We start from the raw sequence: 19,643 nt of genomic DNA, 5'->3' as shown, positions 1-19,643 counted from the left end.
GGTCTCTGGCCTTCACGGGAGTGACGCGCGTAGCCTGAGCGAATGCTCCGCCGCCTGCTGCGCATCGTCCTCGCCCTGGTCGCCGTCGGTTTTCTCGGCTACGGCCTGGCCCGGAACTGGCACGAGACCACCACGGCCCTGGCCGCGCTGTCGCCGTGGGCGGTGCTCGGGTCGTTCCTCGCGGTGATGCTCGGCCAGTTCCTCATGCTGGTGGCCTGGCGGGAGATCATGGCGGGACTCGGCACGCGGGTGCCGCTGCGGATCGCCGGGCGGATCATGTTCGTGGGCCAGCTCGGCAAGTACATCCCGGGGGCGGTGTGGGCGTACGCGGCGATGATGGACCTCGGCCGCGACCACGGCAGCCCGCCGCGGCGCACGTTCGCCACCATCTCGCTCGGGCTGGTGATCAACATCGGCGTGGCGATCTCGGTCGCCGCGGCCACGCTGGGGTCGCTGGAGGCGGTGCGCGAGGCGTGGTACCTCGTGCTGCTGGTCCCCGTGATCATCGTGTGCCTGCATCCGAAGGTGCTGAGCTGGGGGCTCAACCTGGCGCTGCGCCTGGCGCGGCGCGAGCCGCTGGAGAGCGTGCTGCCCGGCCGCACCGTGGTCGTCGCGGTGGCCTGGACGGTGCTCGGCTGGTTCGTCTACGGCGTGCACATCTGGCTGCTCACCGGCCGGACCGACCTCTACCTCGTGGACGCCGGGGCCTACGCCTTCGCCTGGGCGACCGGCATCCTCACCGTCGTGGTGCCGGCCGGCGTGGGCATCAGGGAGGGCGCGCTGGTGCTGGTGCTCGGCCCGGTCATCGGCACCGCGCCGGCGCTGGCGGTGGCCATCGTGTCGCGGCTCGCGTTCACGCTGGCCGACGCCGCGCTCGCGGGCCTGTCGTTCCTGCTGGGCCGTCAGGCCCGGCCGGTCGAGGCGCCGAGCAGCGCCGCCGTGTACGCCGACCAGAACGGCTCGGGATCGACCGCCTTGACCCCCGACCGCAACCTCTCCGGCTCGCCGGAGACGTAGAAGCGCTCGATGGCCGCGCGCAGCGCGCCGGCGTCGCCCGGCTCGACGAGCAGCCCGTCCACGCCGTCGGTGACGTGGTCGGCGAGCGCGCCCACCCGTGTCGCGATCACCGGGACGCCGTGCTCGTGCGCCAGCCACACGTTCTGGCTGGCGGTGGCGCTGCGGTAGGGCAGCACGAGCGCGTCGGCGGCGGCGAACAGCTTCGGCACGTCGTCCGCGGGCACATAGCCGGGCCGCAGCTCCACCCGGTCGCCGAGGCCGAGCTCGCGGATCAGCGCCTCGGTCTCGTCCAGCCCGCCCCAGAACTCCCCGGCGACGGTCAGCGAGACGTCGTCGGGCAGCGCCCGCAGCAGCAGGTCCAGCCCCTTGTACGGGCGCACCATGCCGAAGAACAGCAGCCGCCCGCGCACCTCGGCGTCCCCCGCCGCCCCGGCCGAGGGCAGATGCGGCGGCAGCCCGGCCACCCGGACCGGCGTGGGAGCCAGCGCGCGGGCCAGCCCGGCCTGCTCCTCGGAGTGGGCGAGCACCGCGTCCACCCGCTTGAGCAGGGCCTTCATGAGCGGCCTGTCGTAGGGCTTGCGCTCGTGCGGCAGCACGTTGTGGCAGAGGGCGAGCGCGGGGGTCCGGCGGCCGAGGCCGGCGAGGATGCCCAGGTAGGCCGGGACCTGCACCGGGCTCAGCACGGCCAGCACCACGAGGTCGGCCGCGCGCATCCGCCGCCCGGCGGCGAACCAGCCGTCGGGGCGGCGCCAGTCGAGCCGGCGCGCGGTCGCGGGATAGGGGGTGCCCTCGGGCGCGGAGATCGTCTGCTGCCCCGGGTAGAGGAACGACGGATACTGGGCCCGCCAGGACTCGATCACCACGTCGTGCCCGAGCGCGGCCAGCCGGTGCGCCAGCTCGGTGGTGTGCTGCGCGCCGCCCCCTTTGTACGGGTAGGTCGGCCCGACGATCGCGATCCGCACGCGCCTATTCCCCCCGCGAGCGCACGATCAGGTCGGCCAGCAGCGCCACGGACCCGATGAGCAACCCGGACAGGAAGATCATGACGGTGTTGGCGGGGAAGTAGAAGGGGTGCTCGAACATGTCCCAGACGCCCTTGACGAACCCGATGCCCACCAGCCAGAGCGCGGGCGGCATGAGCACCTTGAGCGGGTTGAAGTACATGATCATCCGCAGCACCTGGAGGATGTAGCGGTAGGCGTCGGAGACGAAGCTGAACTTCGACGTGCCGGCCCGCTTGGCGTACTCGATGGGCAGGTAGTGGATGTCGTGCTGGTTGGACAGGAACGACAGCGTGATCGTCGTGACGCAGGAGAACCCGGGAGGCAGCAGCCGCAGGTAGGGCTTGGCCACCGACTTGCGGAAGGCGCGCAGCCCCGAGTTGAGGTCGGGGATCTTCTGCCCGGCCAGCATCTCGGCGACCTTGCGGATCACGAACTTGGCCGGCACCCGCAGCAGCTTGTGCGAGCCCTCCTCGCTGGTGCGCGCGCCGACCACCTGGTCGATCGTGGGGTCCTTGTCGAGGATCTGCACCAGCTCGGGGATGCGCTCGTTGGGGTAGGTCATGTCGGCGTCGGTCCAGACGACGATCTCGCCCCTGGCCTCCTGGCTGCCGATGCGGCGCACGGTGCCGGAGCCGCCGTTGCGGTGGAAGGCGCGCACCCGCAGGTGGGGGTAGGCGGGCGCGGCCTCGTGCAGGCGGGCCAGCGTGGCGTCGGTGGAGCAGTCGTCGATGGCGACCAGCTCGTAGGTGTAGCCGCTGGAGTCCATGGCCCTGGTGATGCGCTCGACCTCGTCGATGACGTGGTCCTGCTCGTTGTAGCAGGGCAGGACGATGGTGACGTAAGGCGCTTCTTCCACGGCAGGTCCACTCTTGGGGGTCTCTAGCGTGCTCACAGGGATCGAGGTTACTGTGCCCTGCCAGGAGAAGAGTGCACATCGGCTCCCTCCATGACCGCCATCCACACGTTCATCCGCAGCGACCACGTGCCGTCCGGAGGGGTCAGGAGCGAGCGTTCGTCCTGGCGGGCGGCGAGGGCGAAGACGTGCACGGGGGCGCCGTACCTCGCGACCTGGTCGGCCTCGGCGGCCAGCACGACCGGCACCCGGCCGGCCGCCCGCACCCGCTCCGCGAGCCGCCGCGTCTCGTCGTCGCGTGCCACGTCCATGCCGGCGGGCCGCGCCACCCGCGCCGTCGGCAGGCCGCACATCCCCCGGACGACCTGGGTGAACCGCTCGCCGGTGACCCGTTCGACGATCAGCACCGACGCCCGCTCGGGCAGCCGCGCGCACATGGCCGCCACCGCCGCCGCCTCCCCCCGCTCGATCGGCGTGAACGCGGTGCCGATCGAGGTCACGGCGGGCGGCGCCAGCACGGCCGCGACCGCGAGCGCGCTCACCCAGCGCCGGCCGCCGCTCCACGCGCGCACCCGGTCCAGCCCGTACGCGGCCAGCACCACCAGCCCCGGGATCACGACCGGGACCAGGCGGCGGGCCGCCCAGGGATGGTCGGGCGTGATCTCGGGCCGGACCAGCGTGGTGACCGTCGTCCACCCGATCACCGCGAGCGGCAGCAGCCAGGCGAACGGCGTGCCGTCGCGCAGCAGCCGCCGGGTGAGCAGCGCCGCCGCGAGCGTGGCCAGCACGAGCGCGGGGAGGCCGACGTACCAGGCGACCCAGTGCAGGGACTGCTCGAAGTAGAGGCGGCGGCCGTCGGCCGGCAGGCCGTTGGCCCGCTGGATGACCTCGATCATCTCGAACGTGCGCCGGTCGTCGCCGGTCACCGGGTCGCGGGTGACGGTCTGGAACCACGGGCGGGCGTACAGGGCGGCCATGAGCAGCACGACGAGCCCCGCCCCGGCCGCCGGCGCCCAGCGCGGCGGCCTGAGGCGGGCCAGCAGGGGCGCGGCGGCCGTGCCCGCCGCGGTGAGCGCGAGCACGGCGGCGCAGACGAGCAGCAGCGGCCGTACCGAACCCGACAGGTAGTCCAGGTAGGACCGCGACAGCAGGTACGCCGCCAGCATCCCGAGCCCCGCCCCCGCCGCCAGCCCGGCCAGCAGCGGCGGCCCGAGCGCCCCCCGTGGCCGGCCGGCCCGCCGCATCGCGACCAGCAGCCCGGAGAAGGCCAGCACCGGCAGCACGTCCCGCAGCCCGTCGATCCGCACCAGCACGGCCAGCCCGAAGACGAGCCCCGCGAGCGCGCCCCGCCACCATCCCGCCCGCCCGTCGGGCCGCTCCAGCGCGTCGTACGTGAGCGCCAGCCCGCCGAACAGCAGGATCAGCGACGGGATCTCGCTGAACGTGGTCCGCGAGGTGTAGAGGACCGGCAGGCTGACCGCGAACGCCGCCGCCGCGACGGCCGCCCACCGCGCCCCCGCCAGCCGGGCGGTCACCCCGGCCACGGTGAGCACGGCGAGCGCCCCCAGCACGGCGGGCATCACGAAAGGCGCGCCCAGCCAGTCGCCGAGCGCGAACAGCATCGGCGCCCCCGGCATGAACTGCGGCTCCACGCCACCGTCCACCCGGTAGAGCCCGGCGCTCTCGAAGACCAGGGCGGGATCGGCCCCGCCGAACGCCTCTGGGCGCACGTCGATCGGCAGCGCGCCGTGGCGGGCGATCCAGGCGGTGTACTGGGCGTAGGTCGCCGGGTCGCGCCGGACGGCCAGTTGCTCGCTGTGCAGGACGGCGTTGAACACGCCCGACGCCACGGCGATCGCCGTCACCGCCGCGACCTGCCACCAGGCGGTCTCCCCCACGCCTTCCCCGGCGCGCGCCCGTGTTCCCGCCCAGGTCAGGAAGGCGGCGGCGGGCAGGCCGAGCAGCAGCGCGGGCAGCGGCGCGAACCGGCCGAGCAGCAGCAGCGGCAGCCCGGCCAGCAGCCAGCCCGCCACGGCCAGAGCGGGCGCGACGGACAGCGCGGCGAGCGCCCGGCCGGGGAGGAGACGACGTTCCATCGAGCAGCGAGCGTATCCGGTCACGGGGCGTGGAACCGGTACCGTACGCACGTGCCGGGATCAGAGCGGGAGGACGTGCGCGTGACGGAGGAGGCTCACGCGGGCGGCCCCGCGGTGCGGGGGCGAGGACGGCGGCGGATGCCGCGCGACCTGGGGTCCCTGGCCCGGCGGCACCGCTGGTTCCTGGTGGTGCTCGCGCTCGGCACGCTGCTGCGCGCCCTCGCCATGCTGGGCTACCGCCCGGCCCTGTGGTTCCCCGACACCTACACCTACGTCGTCACCGTCTTCCGCCCGCGTCCCGACCTGGTCCGCCCCGCCGGTTACTCGATCTTCCTCAAGCTGCTGGAGCCGCTGCACTCCTTCGCCGCCGTGGCGGCGGTCCAGCACCTGATGGGCCTGGCGGCCGGCGTGCTCGTCTACCGGGTGGCCAGGCGCGCGCCGCGCTGGGCGGCGACGCTCGCCACGGTGCCGGTGCTGCTCGACGCCTACCAGGTCGAGCTGGAGCACCTGCTGGTGTCGGACACGTTGTTCATGTTCCTGGTGGTGTCCGCCGTGGCGCTGTGCTCCACCCGCCGTACGGGCACGGCGGCCGCCATCGGCCTGCTGCTCGCCGCCGCCACCCTGACGAGGACCGTCGGGCAGCCGCTCATCGTGGTGCTCGCGGCCTGGTTCCTGCTGCGGCGGCGGTTCCGGCCCGCCGGGGCGCTGCTGGCGGCGGCCCTGGTGCCGGTGATCGCGTACGGGGCCTGGTTCTACGCCACGTACCAGCGGGTCGGCCTGGTCGGCGCGAACGGCGTCTTCCTGTACGCCCGGACGATGTCGTTCGCCGACTGCGCCAGGATGGACCCGCCCGCCGACCTCAAGGTCCTGTGCGATCCGCGCCCGCCGGAGCGGCGGCCCCCGTCGCAGGAGTACATCTGGGCCAAGGACGCCCCCATCGTGCGGCTGCCCGGCATCACCTTCACCCAGGAGACCGACGACCTCGCCGCCCGCTTCGCGGCGCGGGCCATCCTCACCCAGCCGCTCGACTACGCGGGCTCGGTCCTGACCGAGCTGGCCCGTACGTTCCGCTGGGACCGGCCGGTCTATCCCGACCAGGAGATCTACGGCTACTACGAGTTCCCGGTCACGCCCCCGGGGCCGCCCGGCCGCTATCCGGCGCAGGTCGGCGCGGAGTTCGCCAAGCGCTACGAGCGGGGCGCGATCGGCACGGAGATCGTCGAGCCCTACGCGGGGTGGCTGCGGGCCTACCAGAGCATGGCGCGGCTGCCCGGCCCGGTGCTCCTGGCGGCCCTCCTGGTGCCCCCGGTCGCGGCGCTCGGGCGCAGGCGGGCGGGGAGGCGGCTCCCTGGCGGCGCGTACTGGGCGGTGCCCTGGTCGGCGGCGGTCGTGCTGCTGGTCACCCCGGCCGCGGCGGCGGAGTTCGACTACCGGTACGTGCTGCCCGCCGTCCCCCTGGCCTGCCTGGCCGCGGCCCTCAGCATCCGCCCTGACCTGCGGCCGAACGCGGAGAGCGGGAAAGAGTTGGGCCATAATATTCCCCCTTATGTCCGGTCCTGAGTATGCTTTCCGCGGAAACATCACGCCCGGGTCACGGTCGTTTCCGGCGGTCGTCGCACCGGACACGCGGAACGTCACCTAGTCTCATGGCGCGGCAGGACCAAGCCGGCGCACGGGCGCGAGAAACGAGGCCAGGGGGCGTATGAGTGACTACAGGATCGCGCCGGTAGTCGACACCGCACAGCAGGGCTACCGTTCGGCGCCCACCCAGCCCGGCAGCAGGATGGCGCGCAGGGCCGCCGCCGCCGGCGGCGCGAGCCCCACGCCACCGCCGCCTCCCCCTCCGCCCGGCGACGGACCGCCGCGCGGCCACCGCGCCGGCGGCGGCGGGAGCGGGGGCGGCGGCAACAAGATGCGGGTGCTGGCCTGGGTCAGCATCGGCGTCACCGCGGTCATGGTGGCGGGCTCGCTGACCGCCTACGCGATGGTCCGCGACGCCTTCGGCAACATCACCCAGAAGAGCGTCAAGGACGACATCATCAACCCCCGGCCCCCGGACACCGGCGCGCTCAACGTGCTGCTCGTCGGCTCCGACACGCGGGCGGGCGCGGGCAACGCGAGATACGGCCAGAAGACCGCCCGGCTGGCCGACGCGGGCGGCAAGCGCACCGACACGATCATCCTCATGCACATCTCGCCCAACCGCGACCGGGCCCGGCTGATCAGCTTCCCGCGCGACTCCATGGTGCAGATCCCCAAGTGCAAGAACGAGACCACCAAGCAGGAGATGCCGCCGCGCCGCGACATGATCAACTCGGCGTACAACTCGGGCGGCGTCGCCTGCACCATCTCCACCATCGAGACCCTCACCGGCATCCGCGTCAACCACTTCGTCGAGGTCGACTTCAGCGGCTTCAAGAACATCGTGGACGCCCTCGGCGGCATCGAGATCTGCCTCAAGACCGCCGTCAACGACAAGGCCAGCAAACTCGCCCTGCCCGCCGGCAAGAGCCTGCTCGACGGCGAGAAGGCGCTCGGCTACGTACGTCTGCGCAAGTACGGCGACGGCAGCGACATCCAGCGCATCCGCCGCCAGCAGATCTTCCTCAGCAAGGTCGTCGCCAAGGCCACCAGCAGCGAGCTGCTCACCGACCCCGGCAAGCTCACGGACTTCATCGGCGCGGCCGCCGGCTCGGTCACCATGGACCCCGAGCTCGCCAACGACCCCCAGCAGCTCATCCAGATCGCGATGAGCGCCAAGCAGCTCACGGCGGGCGGCGTGCAGTTCACCACCATCCCGTGGATGCCCGACCCGCAGGACGAGAACCGCGTGGTGTGGAAGGAACCCGACGCCACCAAGCTGTTCACCTCGATCAAGACCGACACCGAGGTCGCCACCCCGTCGCCCTCCTCCAGCGCGGGCACCGGCAGGCCGAAGGTGTCGGTCAAGCCCGAGCAGGTCAAGGTGCAGGTCCTCAACGGCACCAAGACCGTCGGCAAGGCCCGCGAGGTCGCCGACCAGCTCGCCGAGCAGGGCTTCACCGTCGTCGGCCTCGGCAACTACGAGGCGCCGGGCGGCATCGGCCTGGCCAAGTCCGAGGTCCATTACGCCAAGACGTCGGAGACGGCCCCCGACTACGCCGCCACGCTGGCGGGCGCGGTCCTGCCCAAGCCGACGGCGGCGGCCGGGCGGGTCAAGGCGACCAACCCGTCGGCGTACACGGCCGCGACCGCCGCCGTCGGCACCGCCGCCGGCAGCGCGCCGAAGAGCGTGCCGGTCATCCAGCTCGTGGTGGGTGAGGACTTCGACTCGGTCAAGGTCACCAAGCTGCCGGACAGTGTGAAGAACAGCACCATCACCGCCGCCGACCAGAAGAACGTCTGCACCTGAGGCTCCAAATTCCCTGTGTAACCGGGCGTTCTGGACGGCTGTCGGAGACAGGAACCGTACGGGCGGGATAATGTGTTGCGGGTCGGCGACGCAGCGCGACACCGGATCGTAACCGGATCATCACGTCTCGTTGGCGCCGTGCTCCCCGGCCCCTAGCGAAGCTGAGCGACCTCCCCCGTGTCTGACACCAGATTCTCCCCACCGGTCCCGCCTACCGGGAGCCAGCCGGCTCCGGGCGGGGAAGGCGGTCCCGCCCAGACTGGCGCGCGGTGGCCCCTGCCGGAGGAGGCGTTCTGGAGCGACCGCACCGACCCCCAGGGCCCCGGCTCCGCTTTCCAACGTCCCACCACCGCCCCTGCGGAATACGAGGGTGGGCCGGCCGGCCCTACAGGGCCTGGAGCCAGACCCGCCGCCCCTTCCGGATACGGAGAGGCGCCCGGCGCCCCCGCCCGCCCATCGGGGGGGTACGGGGATGCGGCCGGGTATGCGGGGGCGCCTGCGCCTGGTGTTCCTGCCTTTCCCGTCGGGCGGCCGGGAGTGCCGGGGTCCGAGGCCGGCGGTCCGGACGCGACCGCGACGGCCGGAGCCGGGACCGCGGCCGGGGCCCGAGCCGGAGCCGCGGTCGGCGTGGGCGAGGGGGCCGAGCCGGAGGGCCGGCCGCGGGCCGAGGCGGAGCCGCCGCGCCGCCGCCGCGACCCGTTCCTCGACAACGTCAAGTTCGTCCTGATCGCGCTCGTCGTCGTGGGCCACTCCCTGGTGCCCACGCTCGCCGCCGACAGCTCACGGGCGCTCTACATCTTCATCTACACCTTCCACATGCCGCTGTTCGTGCTGATCAGCGGCTACCTGTCCAGGAACTTCTGGAACTCCAACGCCAAGACCAACAAGCTGGTCGACACGTTCCTGGTCCCGTACGTCATCGTCGAGGTCGGCTACGCCGCGCTCCGCACCGCGCTGGGCAGCAAGTGGAGCCTGACCATCATCGACCCGGCCTGGCTCAACTGGTATCTGCTGGCCCTGCTGTTCTGGCGGCTGTCCACGCCGGTGTGGAAGCGCATGAAGTACCCGGTGCCGGTGGCGATCGCCATCTACCTGTTCGCCGGGTTCTCCCAGATCTCCGGCGACTTCAGCATGGACCGCTTCTTCGGCCTGATGCCGTTCTTCGTGATCGGCCTGGTGATGCAGCCCGAGCACTTCGAGATGCTCAACCGGCGCTGGATCAAGATCGTGTCGGTGTTCACGATCCTCGGCGCGGCCGCCGTGGCGATCCTCGTGGCCCCGCACGCCAAGCTCGGCCCGTTCTACTACAAGAACAGCTACGCCGACCTCAACCTGTCCTGGTACATGGGTCTCGGCCTGCGCACGGCGCTGCTGATCTGCGCCCTCGCGATGTGCCTCGCCGTGCTGGCGCTGGTCCCGAGGGGCGAGACGTGGTTCTCCGACCTCGGCACCCGCACGCTCTACTGCTACCTGCTGCACGGCATCCCGGTGCTGATCGCCAAGGAGATGGGCTGGCTGGAGTTCCCGTGGCTGTTCGGGCCGCTGGGCGTGCTGGCCATCGCGTGCAGCTGCTTCGCGCTGGCGATCATCCTGTGCCTGCCGGAGACCAGGACGCTCTTCAAGTGGGTGCTTGAGCCGCGCCTGACCTGGCTCTACCGGCGGCCCTCGACGAAGCTGAGCGCCGGAAGTTAGGCGAGCGTTCCACCCGCGTTCACGCCCGTGACCGGGTGGGCGCGCAGCATCGACACATGCGCGCATGTGTCGCCACCACCGTCCACCATCCCGAGGACGCCCGGATCATGCACCGGCAGATCCGGGCGCTGCTCGACGCGGGCCACGAGGTGACCTACGTCGCGCCGTTCACCTACCACAACGTGACCCCGGCGGCGGGGCTCACGCCGGTGGACGTGCCGCGCCACGCCTCGCTCCGGCGGGCCCACGCCGCTCTCAGGCGCGGCCTCAGGGACGCGGACCTGCTCGTCGTCCACGAGCACCGGCTGCTGCGGGCGCTGCCGCACCGGCGTCCACCGGTCGCCTGGGACGTACGCGAGCGGGTCACGCCCCGCCGCCTCGCCCGTGCGGGCCGGCGCCACCGGATCGTCACCGCGGCGGACGTGCCGGAGGCCACGTTCGTCGCCGCCGAGCCGCCCCCGCCCGGGGACACCCGGGTCGTGCACCTCGGCCGCCTGGCCCCCGACCGCGGCGTGGCGGAGCTGATCGCCCTGGCCGGGCGCCTGGCCCCGTACGGCGTCAGGCTCGACCTCATCGGACCGGCCGCGCCCGGCGTGCGCCCGCTGCTGCGCGACGCCCAGCGGGCCGGCCTGCTCGACTGGTACGGCTACGTGCCGCTCCGCCACGCCCTGCGCATGGCCGAGGGCGCCACCACTGGCCCGACCACGCGGCGGCCTTCGTGCGCCGCGCCGAGTCGTGGGCGGGCCTCGACGCCGCCCGCGTTCTCGCGCCGGAGGTAGGCATCAGGGGCGCGGCGGGAATGGCGGCCCGGCACGGGGGTTGATGTACTGGAGCCATGGCATCGCAACTGATCCAGGGCCGGACGGTGGAGTTCCCCGTCCGGGTGCGGGACGCGCAGGTGTGCAGTGCCGTCTACCCGGTTCGTGCCGACGCCGCGCGGGCGGTGATCGCCTACTCCGGCCTCGACGTGGCCGAGGCGCTGCCCGGCAAGGCCGTCTGCGTGCTGATGTTCGTCGACTACCGTGACGGCGACCTCGACGCCTACCACGAGTTCGGCATGGCGTTCCTGGTCCGGCCGCCGGGCGTGGCGGGCTCGGCGGGGCCCGCCGAGCTGCGGCGGGCGGGGGTGTTCGTGCACTGGCTGCCGGTGGACCAGGGGTTCACGCTGGAGGCGGGGCGCACGCTGTGGGGGTTCCCGAAGGAGCTGGCGGACATCGAGCTGCGGCTCCGGTCGCCGTACAAGCGGTGTGTGCTGCGCAAGGACGGCCGGCTCGTGCTCGACCTGCTGATCAAGCCCGGCGTTCCGGTGCCGGGGGCGACGGCGATGGCGCCGATGGACGCCTACACGCACCGCGACGGCGTCACCCGGCGGGTGCCCTGGTCCGTACGGGCGCGCGGCGCGCGGGTGCGGCCGGGCGGGGCGCTGATCCGCCTGGGCAACCATCCGATCGCCAAGGAGCTGAGCGAGCTGGGGCTGCCCAAGCGGGCGTTGTTCAGCACGACGGTCGCGCGGGCGGAGATGACCTTCCGCGAGGCGTCGCGCGCCTGAGACCGGTGAACCGCGGCCGGGCCGGGGACGGGCTCAGACGATCGGCGGGCGGCCGAGCTTGACCATGCGCCACGCCGTGCGCCAGGCCATCGGCCGGCGCTCGCCGGCGGGCGTGCGCAGCCCTTCGGCGAAGCCGCGGAACCACGCCTTGATGGCGGCCGGCGAGCGGCGTTCGCGGATGAGCGTGAGCACGATCCAGTTGGTGAGGTAGAGCACCGCCAGCGGCCAGGGCAGGTTGCGCCGGGCCAGCCAGACCCGGTTGCGGGCGTTGAGGCGGTAGAACTCGGTGTGCCGGGTGGGCGGCACCTGGGGGTGGTACATCACCGTCTCGGCGTCGTACTCGATGCGGTAGCCCTCGCCGAGCAGCCGCCAGGCCAGGTCGGTCTCCTCGTGGGCGTAGAAGAACCGCTCCGGCAGGCCGCCCACCTGGAGGAACGCCGAGCGCCTGATGGCCGACGCGCCGCCGAGGAACGTGGTGACGGGCGAGGAGCGCTGCGGATCGCCGGCCCGCAGCCTGGGGACGTGCCGCCGCTGGCCGATGCCGCCGTCGGGGTCCATCACCCGGAAGGAGATCACCGCGAGGTCGGGCTCGGTGGCGAAGCGGTCGCGGACGTGGGCGACGAGCTTCTGGTCGGCGTACCAGCCGTCGTCGTCGAGGAACAGCACGACGTCTCCGGAGCACTCCTCCACGCCGCGGTTGCGGCCGGCGGGGATGCCGGTGTTGCGGTCGAGCCGGATCGATTTGACGACCGCGGACGACCCCTCGGGTGGCGTCGCCGACACCTCGGGCACGTCGGCGCCATTGCCCACGATCACCACTTCGACGTCGCCGTCGATCTGGTTGAGCGCGGACTCGACCGCCCGGTTCAGCTCCGCGACCCGGTTGCCCATGGTGAGGATGACGCACGAGATCTTCAACGAATCACTGTCCTGACGCGTTGAGAACACGGGCGGAGCATTCTTTCATGATCACCGAGTCTGGTCGCATTGTCCTGAATCTAGGGTGAGCTAAGCGTATCGGAACCGGGGGTGAACCCCCACCGAACCGACGACGTCCGATCAATACGACGGACGAGGGGCCGCTCCGGTTCCGACATCGGATCACGCCAGCCGCCGCGACGCCAGGATGCTGACCAAATGCAGGACGACTTGTAGGCAAGCCGCGACGAAGCAGGCCACGAGCAGCACCCGGGTCGCCGCGAGGTCGCCGCGCACCGCGTCGATCACGGCGGTCGCGAGGGCCAGCAGCGACAGCTCGATCGGCTGCACGATGCGGTGGAACTTGGTGGCGGACAGGATCCGCCGCCCCAGCCCGAGCAGCCCGGAGCGGAACTGCACCGCGCCCGACTCCCCCGCCGCCGGCAGCCCGCCCTTGGCCCGCGCCACCTCGACCAGGTCGGTCTCGGCCTTGATGAGGATGGCGCCGAGCGCGGCGGCCACCCCCAGCACGGTGTACCAGTCGGGCAGCACGGCCGAGGCCCGCCAGCCCAGCCCCGCCAGCACCGCCGCCTCGGCGAAGTACGCGCCCACCCGGTCGAGGTAGACGCCGATCAGCGAGGTGCGGCCGGTCCAGCGGGCCAGCTCGCCGTCGGAGCAGTCGAGCAGCAGGTAGACCTGGATGAGCAGGGCGGCCGCCACGGCCGCCCAGAGCCCGGGGAGGGCGAGCACGAACCCGGCCAGCACCCCGGCCACCGTCATCACCCAGGTGAGCTGGTTGGGGGTGACCCGGGTCCGCGCCATGAGCCAGGTGACGTAGATGGACAGGCGGCGCATGTAGAGCACGCCGGCCCAGTGCTCGCCGTTCCTGCGCTCGAGATGGCCGGCGGGCTGGGCCACCCGCCGCAGGTCAGCTACCGAAGGTCCGGACATAGTCCGCCACCCGCTCACGGATCTCGTTGTCCTGCATGCGGAGGTGCTCCAGGATCGTGTAGCGGCCGGGACGGGTGGACGGAGCCAGCGCCACGGCCTCGGCGAACTGCTCGGTGCTCAGCCCGATGTCGCCCGGCACCACCGGCAGCTCGTGCCGGCGCAGGCAGTCGACGACCTGCCTCGCCCGCGCCTCGTCCTCTCGGAGGAAGAAGCAGAAGGCGGAGCCGATGCCGGCGAGCTCGCCGTGGTTGGAGGTGCCGGGGAAGAGCTGATCCACGGCATGCAGGATCTCATGGTCGCCGCCGCTCGCGGGCCGGGACGACCCAGCGATCACCATCGACATGCCCGACAGGATCAGCGACTCGGCCAGCACGGTCAGGAAGGCGTCGGACTCGATGCCGTCCTGGCGCCCGATGAGCGCCTCGGCCGCGGTGCGCGCCATCGAGCAGGCCAGGCCGTCGATGGGCTCGCCGCGCTCGACGTTGCCGAGCTGCCAGTCCTCGATCGCCGACAGGTTGCTCACCACGTCGCCCACGCCGGCCCGGACCAGCGTCGGGGGCGCGGCGTGCACGAAGTCGAGGTCGACCAGGATGGCGAGCGGCATCGGCACGCCGAACGAGCCCTTGCCGCCCTCGTAGACGAGGGAGGCGGTGGGCGAGCAGATGCCGTCGTGGGAGAGGTTGGTGGCCACGGCGACCATCGGGATGCCGGCCAGCGAGGCGGCGTACTTGGTGGCGTCGATGGTCTTGCCGCCGCCCACGCCGACCACGACCTCGAACGCGCTCTTGCGCAGGGAGGCCCCGAGCGAGACGGCCGCGTCGACCGTCCCGTCGGACACCCGGAACACCTCGGCCTCGTCGAGCTGCGGGGAGATCAGGCTCTCGATGTGGTCGCCCTGCCCCGGGCCGACGGCGACGGCGACCCGGCCGGAGGTCGCCACCCTGCTGTCGGCCAGCAGAGCGCCGAGCTCCGCCACGGCGCCCCGCCTGACCTGCATGGTCAGCGGCGCCGGCAACATCCTCGCCAGAAGCGGCATGCCCGCCCTCTCAGTAGCGAACGGCTATGGTGCGGGCCTTGGCCAGGTCGTCGTGGTTGTCCACCTCGACCCAGTCGACCTCCCCGATGGGCGCGGCGTGGATGGTCTCGCCGCGCTCGACCATCTCCTGGTAGCCGTCCTCGTAGTAGAGCTGCGGGTCGCGCTCGAAGGTGGCCTTGAGCGCGTCGGCCAGCCGCTCGGCGGCGGCGGGGCGGATCAGGGTGGCGCCGATGTACTCGCCGTACGCCTCGGCCGGGTCCATCAGCTTGGTGATGCGCCGCAGCGAGCCGCCCTCGTCGAGGGTGACCTTCATCTCCTCGTCGGCGAGCTTCTTGACGTTGTCGACGGCGAGCAGGATGTCGCTGGTCTCGGGGGCGGCCAGGAGCGTCTTCTCGACCGAGACCGGGTGCACGGTGTCGCCGTTGACCAGCAGCGCGCCCTGCGCGAAGTGGTCGCGGGCGCACCACAGGGAGTAGGCGTTGTTCCACTCCTCGGCCTTGTCGTTGTGCACCAGGGTGAGCTTGACGCCGTACTTCTCCTCGAAGCCGGCCTTGCGTTCGTGCACGGCCTGCGCCGCGTAACCGACGACGATCACGATGTCCCGCAGGCCCACCTCGGCCAGGTTGCGCAGCGAGATGTCCATGATCGTGGTCTCACCGTCGACCGGCACGAGCGCCTTGGGCAGCGTGTCGGTGTAAGGCCGCAGGCGTCGTCCGGCCCCAGCGGCCAGCACCATTCCCAGCAACGTGCACTCCTCAGTCGAGCATGACTACGTGTGGGCCAAAGGTTAGTTGCCTTTTGGCCCTCCGCGGGTAATCCGCGGTCAGTCTCGCGTTCCCGCATCGGCCGTCTCCAGCCGGACGGGGGGCGGGGCGAGCCAGCGGGTGAGGCTCTCCCAGCCGAACAGCCCCCACAGGTAGAGCGCCAGCAGCGCGTAGCCGGCGGTCAGCGGCCCCATGAGCGCGACCAGGGAGACGACCATCATCCGGCCGTCCCAGCCGAGCCCGAGCGTGGCCAGCCACGAGGGCGCGTGGACCCGCTGCCGCAGGCGGTAGACCAGATCGTAATGATGGAAGGCGAGCGCGCCGAGCAGCACCATGATCAGCAGCGGGTGCAGCCCGTGGGCGAACCCGACGGCGGCCACGAAGGTGTACTCGATCAGCCGCAGGATCGGCGGCACCAGCCAGTCGAAGCGGCCGTCGTGCGGGTGCGTGCTGCCGGGCCCGGCCAGCAGCAGCGTGACGGCCGGCGCGAAGACCGCCAGCCCGTCGGTGCCGGCCACCCCGAGCAGCAGCAGCACGCCGGTGACGAACGTGCCGGCCAGCACCGGCGGCAGCGGCGGGAGCTGCCCGGCCACGAGCAGGCCCATCGCGCGCGAGAGCGGCCCGTCGTCGCGCTGGGCGACGACGGCGCTCCTCGGCACCGGGGCCATGTGCACGGGCCTGCTCCCCGGGCGCCCCCTCGGGTTCCTCATCGCGCCGACCTCGCCATCCGTCCGAGCAACTGGTACGTCATCGCCACCCCGCCCCAGGCCAGCAGCGTCACGAACGTCGTCCGCGCCCCCCATCCCGCGGCGGTGACGCAGATGAGCGCGGTCCGCTCGCCGATCGGCAGCACGATCATCCGCTTGAGCCAGCGCACGACCGGCATCCGCTCGACCCGCCGGGCGAGCGCGAGCAGGCCCCTGGGCGAGGCGGCGTCGGCCGACTCGCGCAGGGAGCGCGCCGGCCGGGCCCAGGACGCGCCGGCCCCGGCGGCGCCCGCCGCCGCGCCGGCGAAGGAGTGGTCCATGGCGTGCCGGACGACCTGGAGGATCATCGCGGCCACGGCCAGCCGCCAGATGCCGGGGCCGGGGACACCGAGGGCCAGGCCGGCGTAGACGACGTATTCCTTCAGCCGGTCGGCCATGCCGTCCACCCACGCGCCGAGCGGCGAGAACGTACGGGTGTAGCGGGCGAGCTGGCCGTCGAGGCAGTCGAGCGCGAACGACAGGTAGAACAGCACCGCCCCCGCCAGGAGCGCGCCCTGCGTGCCGGCCGAGAACCACACCGCCGCGAGCGCCGCCAGCCCGACCGAGATGCCGGTCACCGTGTTGGGGGTGAGCTTGAGCCGGGCGGCCGGCCTGATCAGGTGGCGGGTCCAGGTGGAGACGAGGAAGGTGGCGAAGAAGCCGTCGTCGTCCTTGACCGAGGTGTCCAGCCTGACGCGGTTCTCGTCCACGTCGGCCAGCCGCTCGACGGCCACGTCGGCGGCGTGCTGGCCGGCGACCCGGTCGGCGTGCAGCGGCCCGAGCGGGGCGGCGCGGACCTTCACGCCGCTGCGGACCAGCCCGACCAGCAGCAGGTCCACGGCCTCGACCGGGGTGACCGGGCCGAGCTTGCCGGTGTCGGCCAGCTCGGCCAGCTCCTCGGCGACCTCGGCGAGCGTGCCGAGGTCGGGCGTGGCGGCCTGGAGCAGGCCGCGGAAGGTGGCGTTGGCCTCGGGCACGGTGTGGAACGAGCTGCCGGCGGCCACGACCGCGCCGCCCTCGACCCGGACGGGCGGCCGGAGCGGGCCCGCGGCCGGGTCCAGCGCGACCAGCGCGCCGGTGTCGTGGGCCGGGTGGTCCAGCAGCAGCGCCAGGGCCTCGGTGTGGGCCACGAGGTCGGCGGGCACCAGGGCGACGGCGCTCACGGCCGTCCTGGCGATCTTCGCGACGCCCCGGAGGTCGGCCGCGAGGCCGCCGCCCGGCGTCAGCACCTGCACGTCGCGGACGGGCAGGAGGTCGAGCTGCGTGCCGAGGCGGTCGAGCAGCGTGCCGTCTGAGCAGGAGAGCCTGCTCGCCGGCGTGGTGGCCAGGACGACGGCCGCCGTCGCCGGGTCGACGTGCGTCGGGTTGTCGTGCGCGGTCATCGAGTCGGGCAAAGCGCAGGTCTCCTACCGGTCGGGCGGAGGTGCGTGGACTTGAGGGGGTGCGTAGCCTCAGCGTAGCGACCGGTCAACGCGATATCACGGAACAGCACCGTTACCGGCACGTCCCGGTTCCCGCCGGACCTGCCTTACGCTCGCGGTATGAATGCGCGGTCGGTCGGCGTGCTCCTGGCGGGCGGGGTGGGGCAGCGGGTGGGCCTCGCCCTGCCCAAGCAGCTCGTCGAGGTGGCGGGGAGGACGATTCTCGAGCACTCGCTGGCGGTCTTCGAGGGCGCGCCGGAGATCGACGAGATCGTGGTGCTGATGACGCCCGGCTACACCGACCGGGTGGAGCGGATCGTGGAGCGGGGCGGCTACCGCAAGGTCACCAAGATCGTGGAGGGCGGCGCGAGCCGCACGGAGAGCACGTGGCGGGCGTTGCGGGCGCTCGGCACCGAGGAGTGTGACGTGCTGTTGCACGACGCCGTGAGGCCGCTCCTGGAGCCCCGGATCATCTCCGAGTGCGTCCGGGCCCTGCGCACCCACAAGGCCGTCAACGTGGCGATCCCGAGCTCCGACACGGTCTTCGTGGCCGCGCCCGCGGGGGACGGCGAGGTCGTCGGCGAGGTGCTGGACCGCGCGCGGCTGCGGCGCAGCCAGACGCCGCAGTGCTTCAAGCTGTCGGTGATCAGGGAGGCGTACGAGCGGGCGCTCGCCGACCCCGGGTTCGCCGGCCGCCCGGCGACCGACGACTGCGGCGTCGTGCTGCGCTACCTGCCGGAGGTGCCGATCCACCTGGTGGCGGGCAGCGAGCGCAACATCAAGGTCACCCATCCGGCCGACCTGCGGATCGCCGAGCTGCTGTTCAAACTGGCCGCAGAGGCGTAGCAGCGGCATAAGGGCCTAATCCGCCGCTATCAGGGCACACGACAGACGGGTACGTGGACGGCACTTGACCCTGAGCTTGTTACCGTGCGATCACTTGGCATCCTTCCCCTCGTGAACGAGGGGATTTCGACCGTCGCCGGTCGGTCTTCCTGCTTCGCCGCCGGTCGCCCGCCCGAGAGGGGGACTCCCGCTTGAGGTCTTACACCAGCTCCACAGGCGTTTCAGCTCTCCGCCAGCCCGGCGGCGAGCAGCATGTTCCGGGCCGCGTTCACCTCCCGGTCATGCACCGCGCCACACGCACAAGTCCACTCGCGGACGCTCAACGGCATCTCTTCCCGCAGCACCCCGCAGACCGAGCACAACTTGGAAGAGGGAAAGAAACGGTCCACGACCGCCAGCGTGCGGCCGTACCAGGCCGTCTTGTACTCCAGCATGCGGCGCAGTTCCCGCCAGCCGGCATCGGAGATGGCACGGGCCAGCGCGTGGTTCTTGAGCAGGTTGCGGACGGCCAGGTCCTCCACGGCGATCACTTGATTCTCGATAACCAGCCGTGTGGTGGCCTTGTGCAGGTAGTCCCGGCGCCGGTCGGCGATCCGGGCGTGCACCCGTGCCACCTTCAGCCGGGCCTTGGCCCGGTTCTTCGACCCCTTCTGCTTGCGGGCCAGCGCCCGCTGCGCCTTGGCCAGCCTGCGCCGCTCACGACGCTCGTGACGCGGGTTGGCGATCTGCTCGCCGCACGACAGCGTCGCCAGGGCGGTGAGGCCGGCGTCCAGGCCCGTCGACTGCTCGACCGGCGGCAAGGGCGCGATCTTCTCCTCGACCAGGAGGGACACGAACCAGCGCCCGGCCGGGTCCCGGCTCACGGTGACCGTGGACGGCTCGGCCCCTTCGGGGAGTGGGCGCGACCACACGATGTCCAGCGGCGCGCCCATCTTGGCCAGGGTGAGCCTGCCGTCGCGCCAGCGGAACCCAGAGCGGGTGTATTCGGCCGACGCTCGCGACCTCTTACGGGACTTGAAGGTGGGGTATTTGGCCCGTTTGGCGAAGAAGTTCGCGAACGCCGCCTGCAGATGCCGCAGCGTCTGCTGCAATGGCACCGACGACACCTCGCGCAGAAACGCCAGCTCGGGCGTCTGCTTCCACGCGGTCAACGTCGCGGACGACTCCGTGTAGGAGACCCCACGGCCTTCCTCCGTGTAGGCGCGGGTCCGCTCCTCCAGGGCCTTGTTGTAGACCAGGCGCACGCAGCCGAACGTCCGGACAAGCTCTTCGGCCTGCTCGGGGGTCGGGTAGAAGCGGTACTTGTAGGCCCGCTTCACAAGCTGCGCCACCTTTCGATTCTATGTACGAGATCACTCG

The 19,643-nt window shown here is 72.4% G+C and carries 16 protein-coding genes and 1 pseudogene; 7 read left to right on the top strand and 10 right to left on the bottom strand.

All coding sequences use genetic code 11. The features are described from left to right. Positions 1-42: 42 nt before the first annotated feature. Positions 43-1,017, top strand: coding sequence for a lysylphosphatidylglycerol synthase domain-containing protein (locus tag Nocox_RS05970; protein WP_020546314.1), 975 nt, complete (start codon positions 43-45; stop codon positions 1,015-1,017). Here the strand turns inward: Nocox_RS05970 and Nocox_RS05965 are convergent. From Nocox_RS05965 to Nocox_RS05955, 3 genes are read right to left on the bottom strand one after another with little or no spacing between them, the layout of a single operon-like run. Next, entirely contained in the window at positions 903-1,979 is a 1,077-nt protein-coding gene (locus Nocox_RS05965; RefSeq protein ID WP_020546313.1) for a glycosyltransferase family 4 protein, read from the bottom strand. The genes Nocox_RS05970 and Nocox_RS05965 overlap by 115 nt on opposite strands. A 4-nt stretch (positions 1,980-1,983) precedes the next feature. Beyond that, the gene (locus Nocox_RS05960; protein ID WP_020546312.1) at positions 1,984-2,877 is read right to left on the bottom strand and encodes a glycosyltransferase family 2 protein; all 894 of its coding nucleotides are present in this window, start codon (positions 2,875-2,877) and stop codon (positions 1,984-1,986) included. 47 nt (positions 2,878-2,924) lie between these two features. Continuing rightward, positions 2,925-4,970: a glycosyltransferase family 39 protein gene (locus Nocox_RS05955; protein ID WP_020546311.1), complete on the bottom strand. Its 2,046-nt coding sequence runs from the start codon at positions 4,968-4,970 to the stop codon at positions 2,925-2,927. Positions 4,971-5,021: 51 nt separating this feature from the next. Between Nocox_RS05955 and Nocox_RS05950 the strand changes: the two genes are divergently transcribed. From Nocox_RS05950 to Nocox_RS05930, 5 genes are all read left to right on the top strand, one after another. Continuing rightward, positions 5,022-6,530 carry a hypothetical protein gene (locus Nocox_RS05950; RefSeq protein ID WP_211212800.1) on the top strand — a complete coding sequence of 503 codons (1,509 nt, stop codon included), beginning with the start codon at positions 5,022-5,024 and terminating at the stop codon, positions 6,528-6,530. Between the two features lie 142 nt (positions 6,531-6,672). Continuing rightward, positions 6,673-8,361, top strand: a complete 1,689-nt coding sequence (locus Nocox_RS05945; protein WP_020546309.1) for an LCP family protein — start codon at positions 6,673-6,675, stop codon at positions 8,359-8,361. A gap of 537 nt (positions 8,362-8,898) precedes the next feature. After that, the gene (locus Nocox_RS05940) at positions 8,899-10,053 is read left to right on the top strand and encodes an acyltransferase family protein (RefSeq protein WP_020546308.1); all 1,155 of its coding nucleotides are present in this window, start codon (positions 8,899-8,901) and stop codon (positions 10,051-10,053) included. A 56-nt stretch (positions 10,054-10,109) separates the two neighbouring features. Further along, positions 10,110-10,832 (top strand): glycosyltransferase family protein, encoded by a 723-nt coding sequence (locus Nocox_RS05935; RefSeq protein WP_020546307.1) that lies wholly within the window; start codon positions 10,110-10,112, stop codon positions 10,830-10,832. 56 nt (positions 10,833-10,888) lie between these two features. Further along, positions 10,889-11,602 carry an acetoacetate decarboxylase family protein gene (locus Nocox_RS05930; protein WP_020546306.1) on the top strand — a complete coding sequence of 238 codons (714 nt, stop codon included), beginning with the start codon at positions 10,889-10,891 and terminating at the stop codon, positions 11,600-11,602. 33 nt (positions 11,603-11,635) lie between these two features. On the opposite strand, the gene Nocox_RS05925 is transcribed toward Nocox_RS05930, so the two are convergent. The 6 genes from Nocox_RS05925 to Nocox_RS05900 form a co-directional block, all read right to left on the bottom strand. After that, positions 11,636-12,520 carry a glycosyltransferase family 2 protein gene (locus tag Nocox_RS05925; RefSeq protein WP_020546305.1) on the bottom strand — a complete coding sequence of 295 codons (885 nt, stop codon included), beginning with the start codon at positions 12,518-12,520 and terminating at the stop codon, positions 11,636-11,638. 183 nt (positions 12,521-12,703) lie between these two features. Next, positions 12,704-13,471 carry a CDP-alcohol phosphatidyltransferase family protein gene (locus tag Nocox_RS05920; protein WP_026214980.1) on the bottom strand — a complete coding sequence of 256 codons (768 nt, stop codon included), beginning with the start codon at positions 13,469-13,471 and terminating at the stop codon, positions 12,704-12,706. Then, on the bottom strand, positions 13,449-14,489 hold the full coding sequence (locus Nocox_RS05915) for an iron-containing alcohol dehydrogenase family protein (RefSeq protein WP_026214979.1): 1,041 nt from the start codon (positions 14,487-14,489) through the stop codon (positions 13,449-13,451). Before Nocox_RS05915 ends, Nocox_RS05920 begins: the two co-directional genes overlap by 23 nt. 28 nt (positions 14,490-14,517) lie before the next feature. Next, positions 14,518-15,252: a phosphocholine cytidylyltransferase family protein gene (locus Nocox_RS05910; protein ID WP_026214978.1), complete on the bottom strand. Its 735-nt coding sequence runs from the start codon at positions 15,250-15,252 to the stop codon at positions 14,518-14,520. Between the two features lie 78 nt (positions 15,253-15,330). Further along, positions 15,331-15,939: a DUF5941 domain-containing protein gene (locus tag Nocox_RS43635; RefSeq protein WP_033410769.1), complete on the bottom strand. Its 609-nt coding sequence runs from the start codon at positions 15,937-15,939 to the stop codon at positions 15,331-15,333. A gap of 38 nt (positions 15,940-15,977) precedes the next feature. After that, complete coding sequence (locus tag Nocox_RS05900) at positions 15,978-17,411, bottom strand: CDP-alcohol phosphatidyltransferase family protein (protein ID WP_026214976.1); 1,434 nt, start codon at positions 17,409-17,411, stop codon at positions 15,978-15,980. A 147-nt stretch (positions 17,412-17,558) separates the two neighbouring features. Here Nocox_RS05900 and Nocox_RS05895 point away from each other — a divergent pair, with 147 nt between their 5' ends. After that, complete coding sequence (locus Nocox_RS05895) at positions 17,559-18,284, top strand: IspD/TarI family cytidylyltransferase (protein WP_033410774.1); 726 nt, start codon at positions 17,559-17,561, stop codon at positions 18,282-18,284. A 131-nt stretch (positions 18,285-18,415) separates the two neighbouring features. Here Nocox_RS05895 and Nocox_RS05890 read toward each other — a convergent pair. Further along, positions 18,416-19,615, bottom strand: a pseudogene (locus Nocox_RS05890) (RNA-guided endonuclease InsQ/TnpB family protein); the annotation flags it as partial. Positions 19,616-19,643 lie beyond the last annotated feature (28 nt).

This window comes from Nonomuraea coxensis DSM 45129 (assembly GCF_019397265.1).
GTDB lineage: Bacteria > Actinomycetota > Actinomycetes > Streptosporangiales > Streptosporangiaceae > Nonomuraea > Nonomuraea coxensis.
The sequence above is the reverse complement of the archived record's forward strand: the minus strand, read 5'-3'. Positions and strand labels throughout refer to the sequence as shown.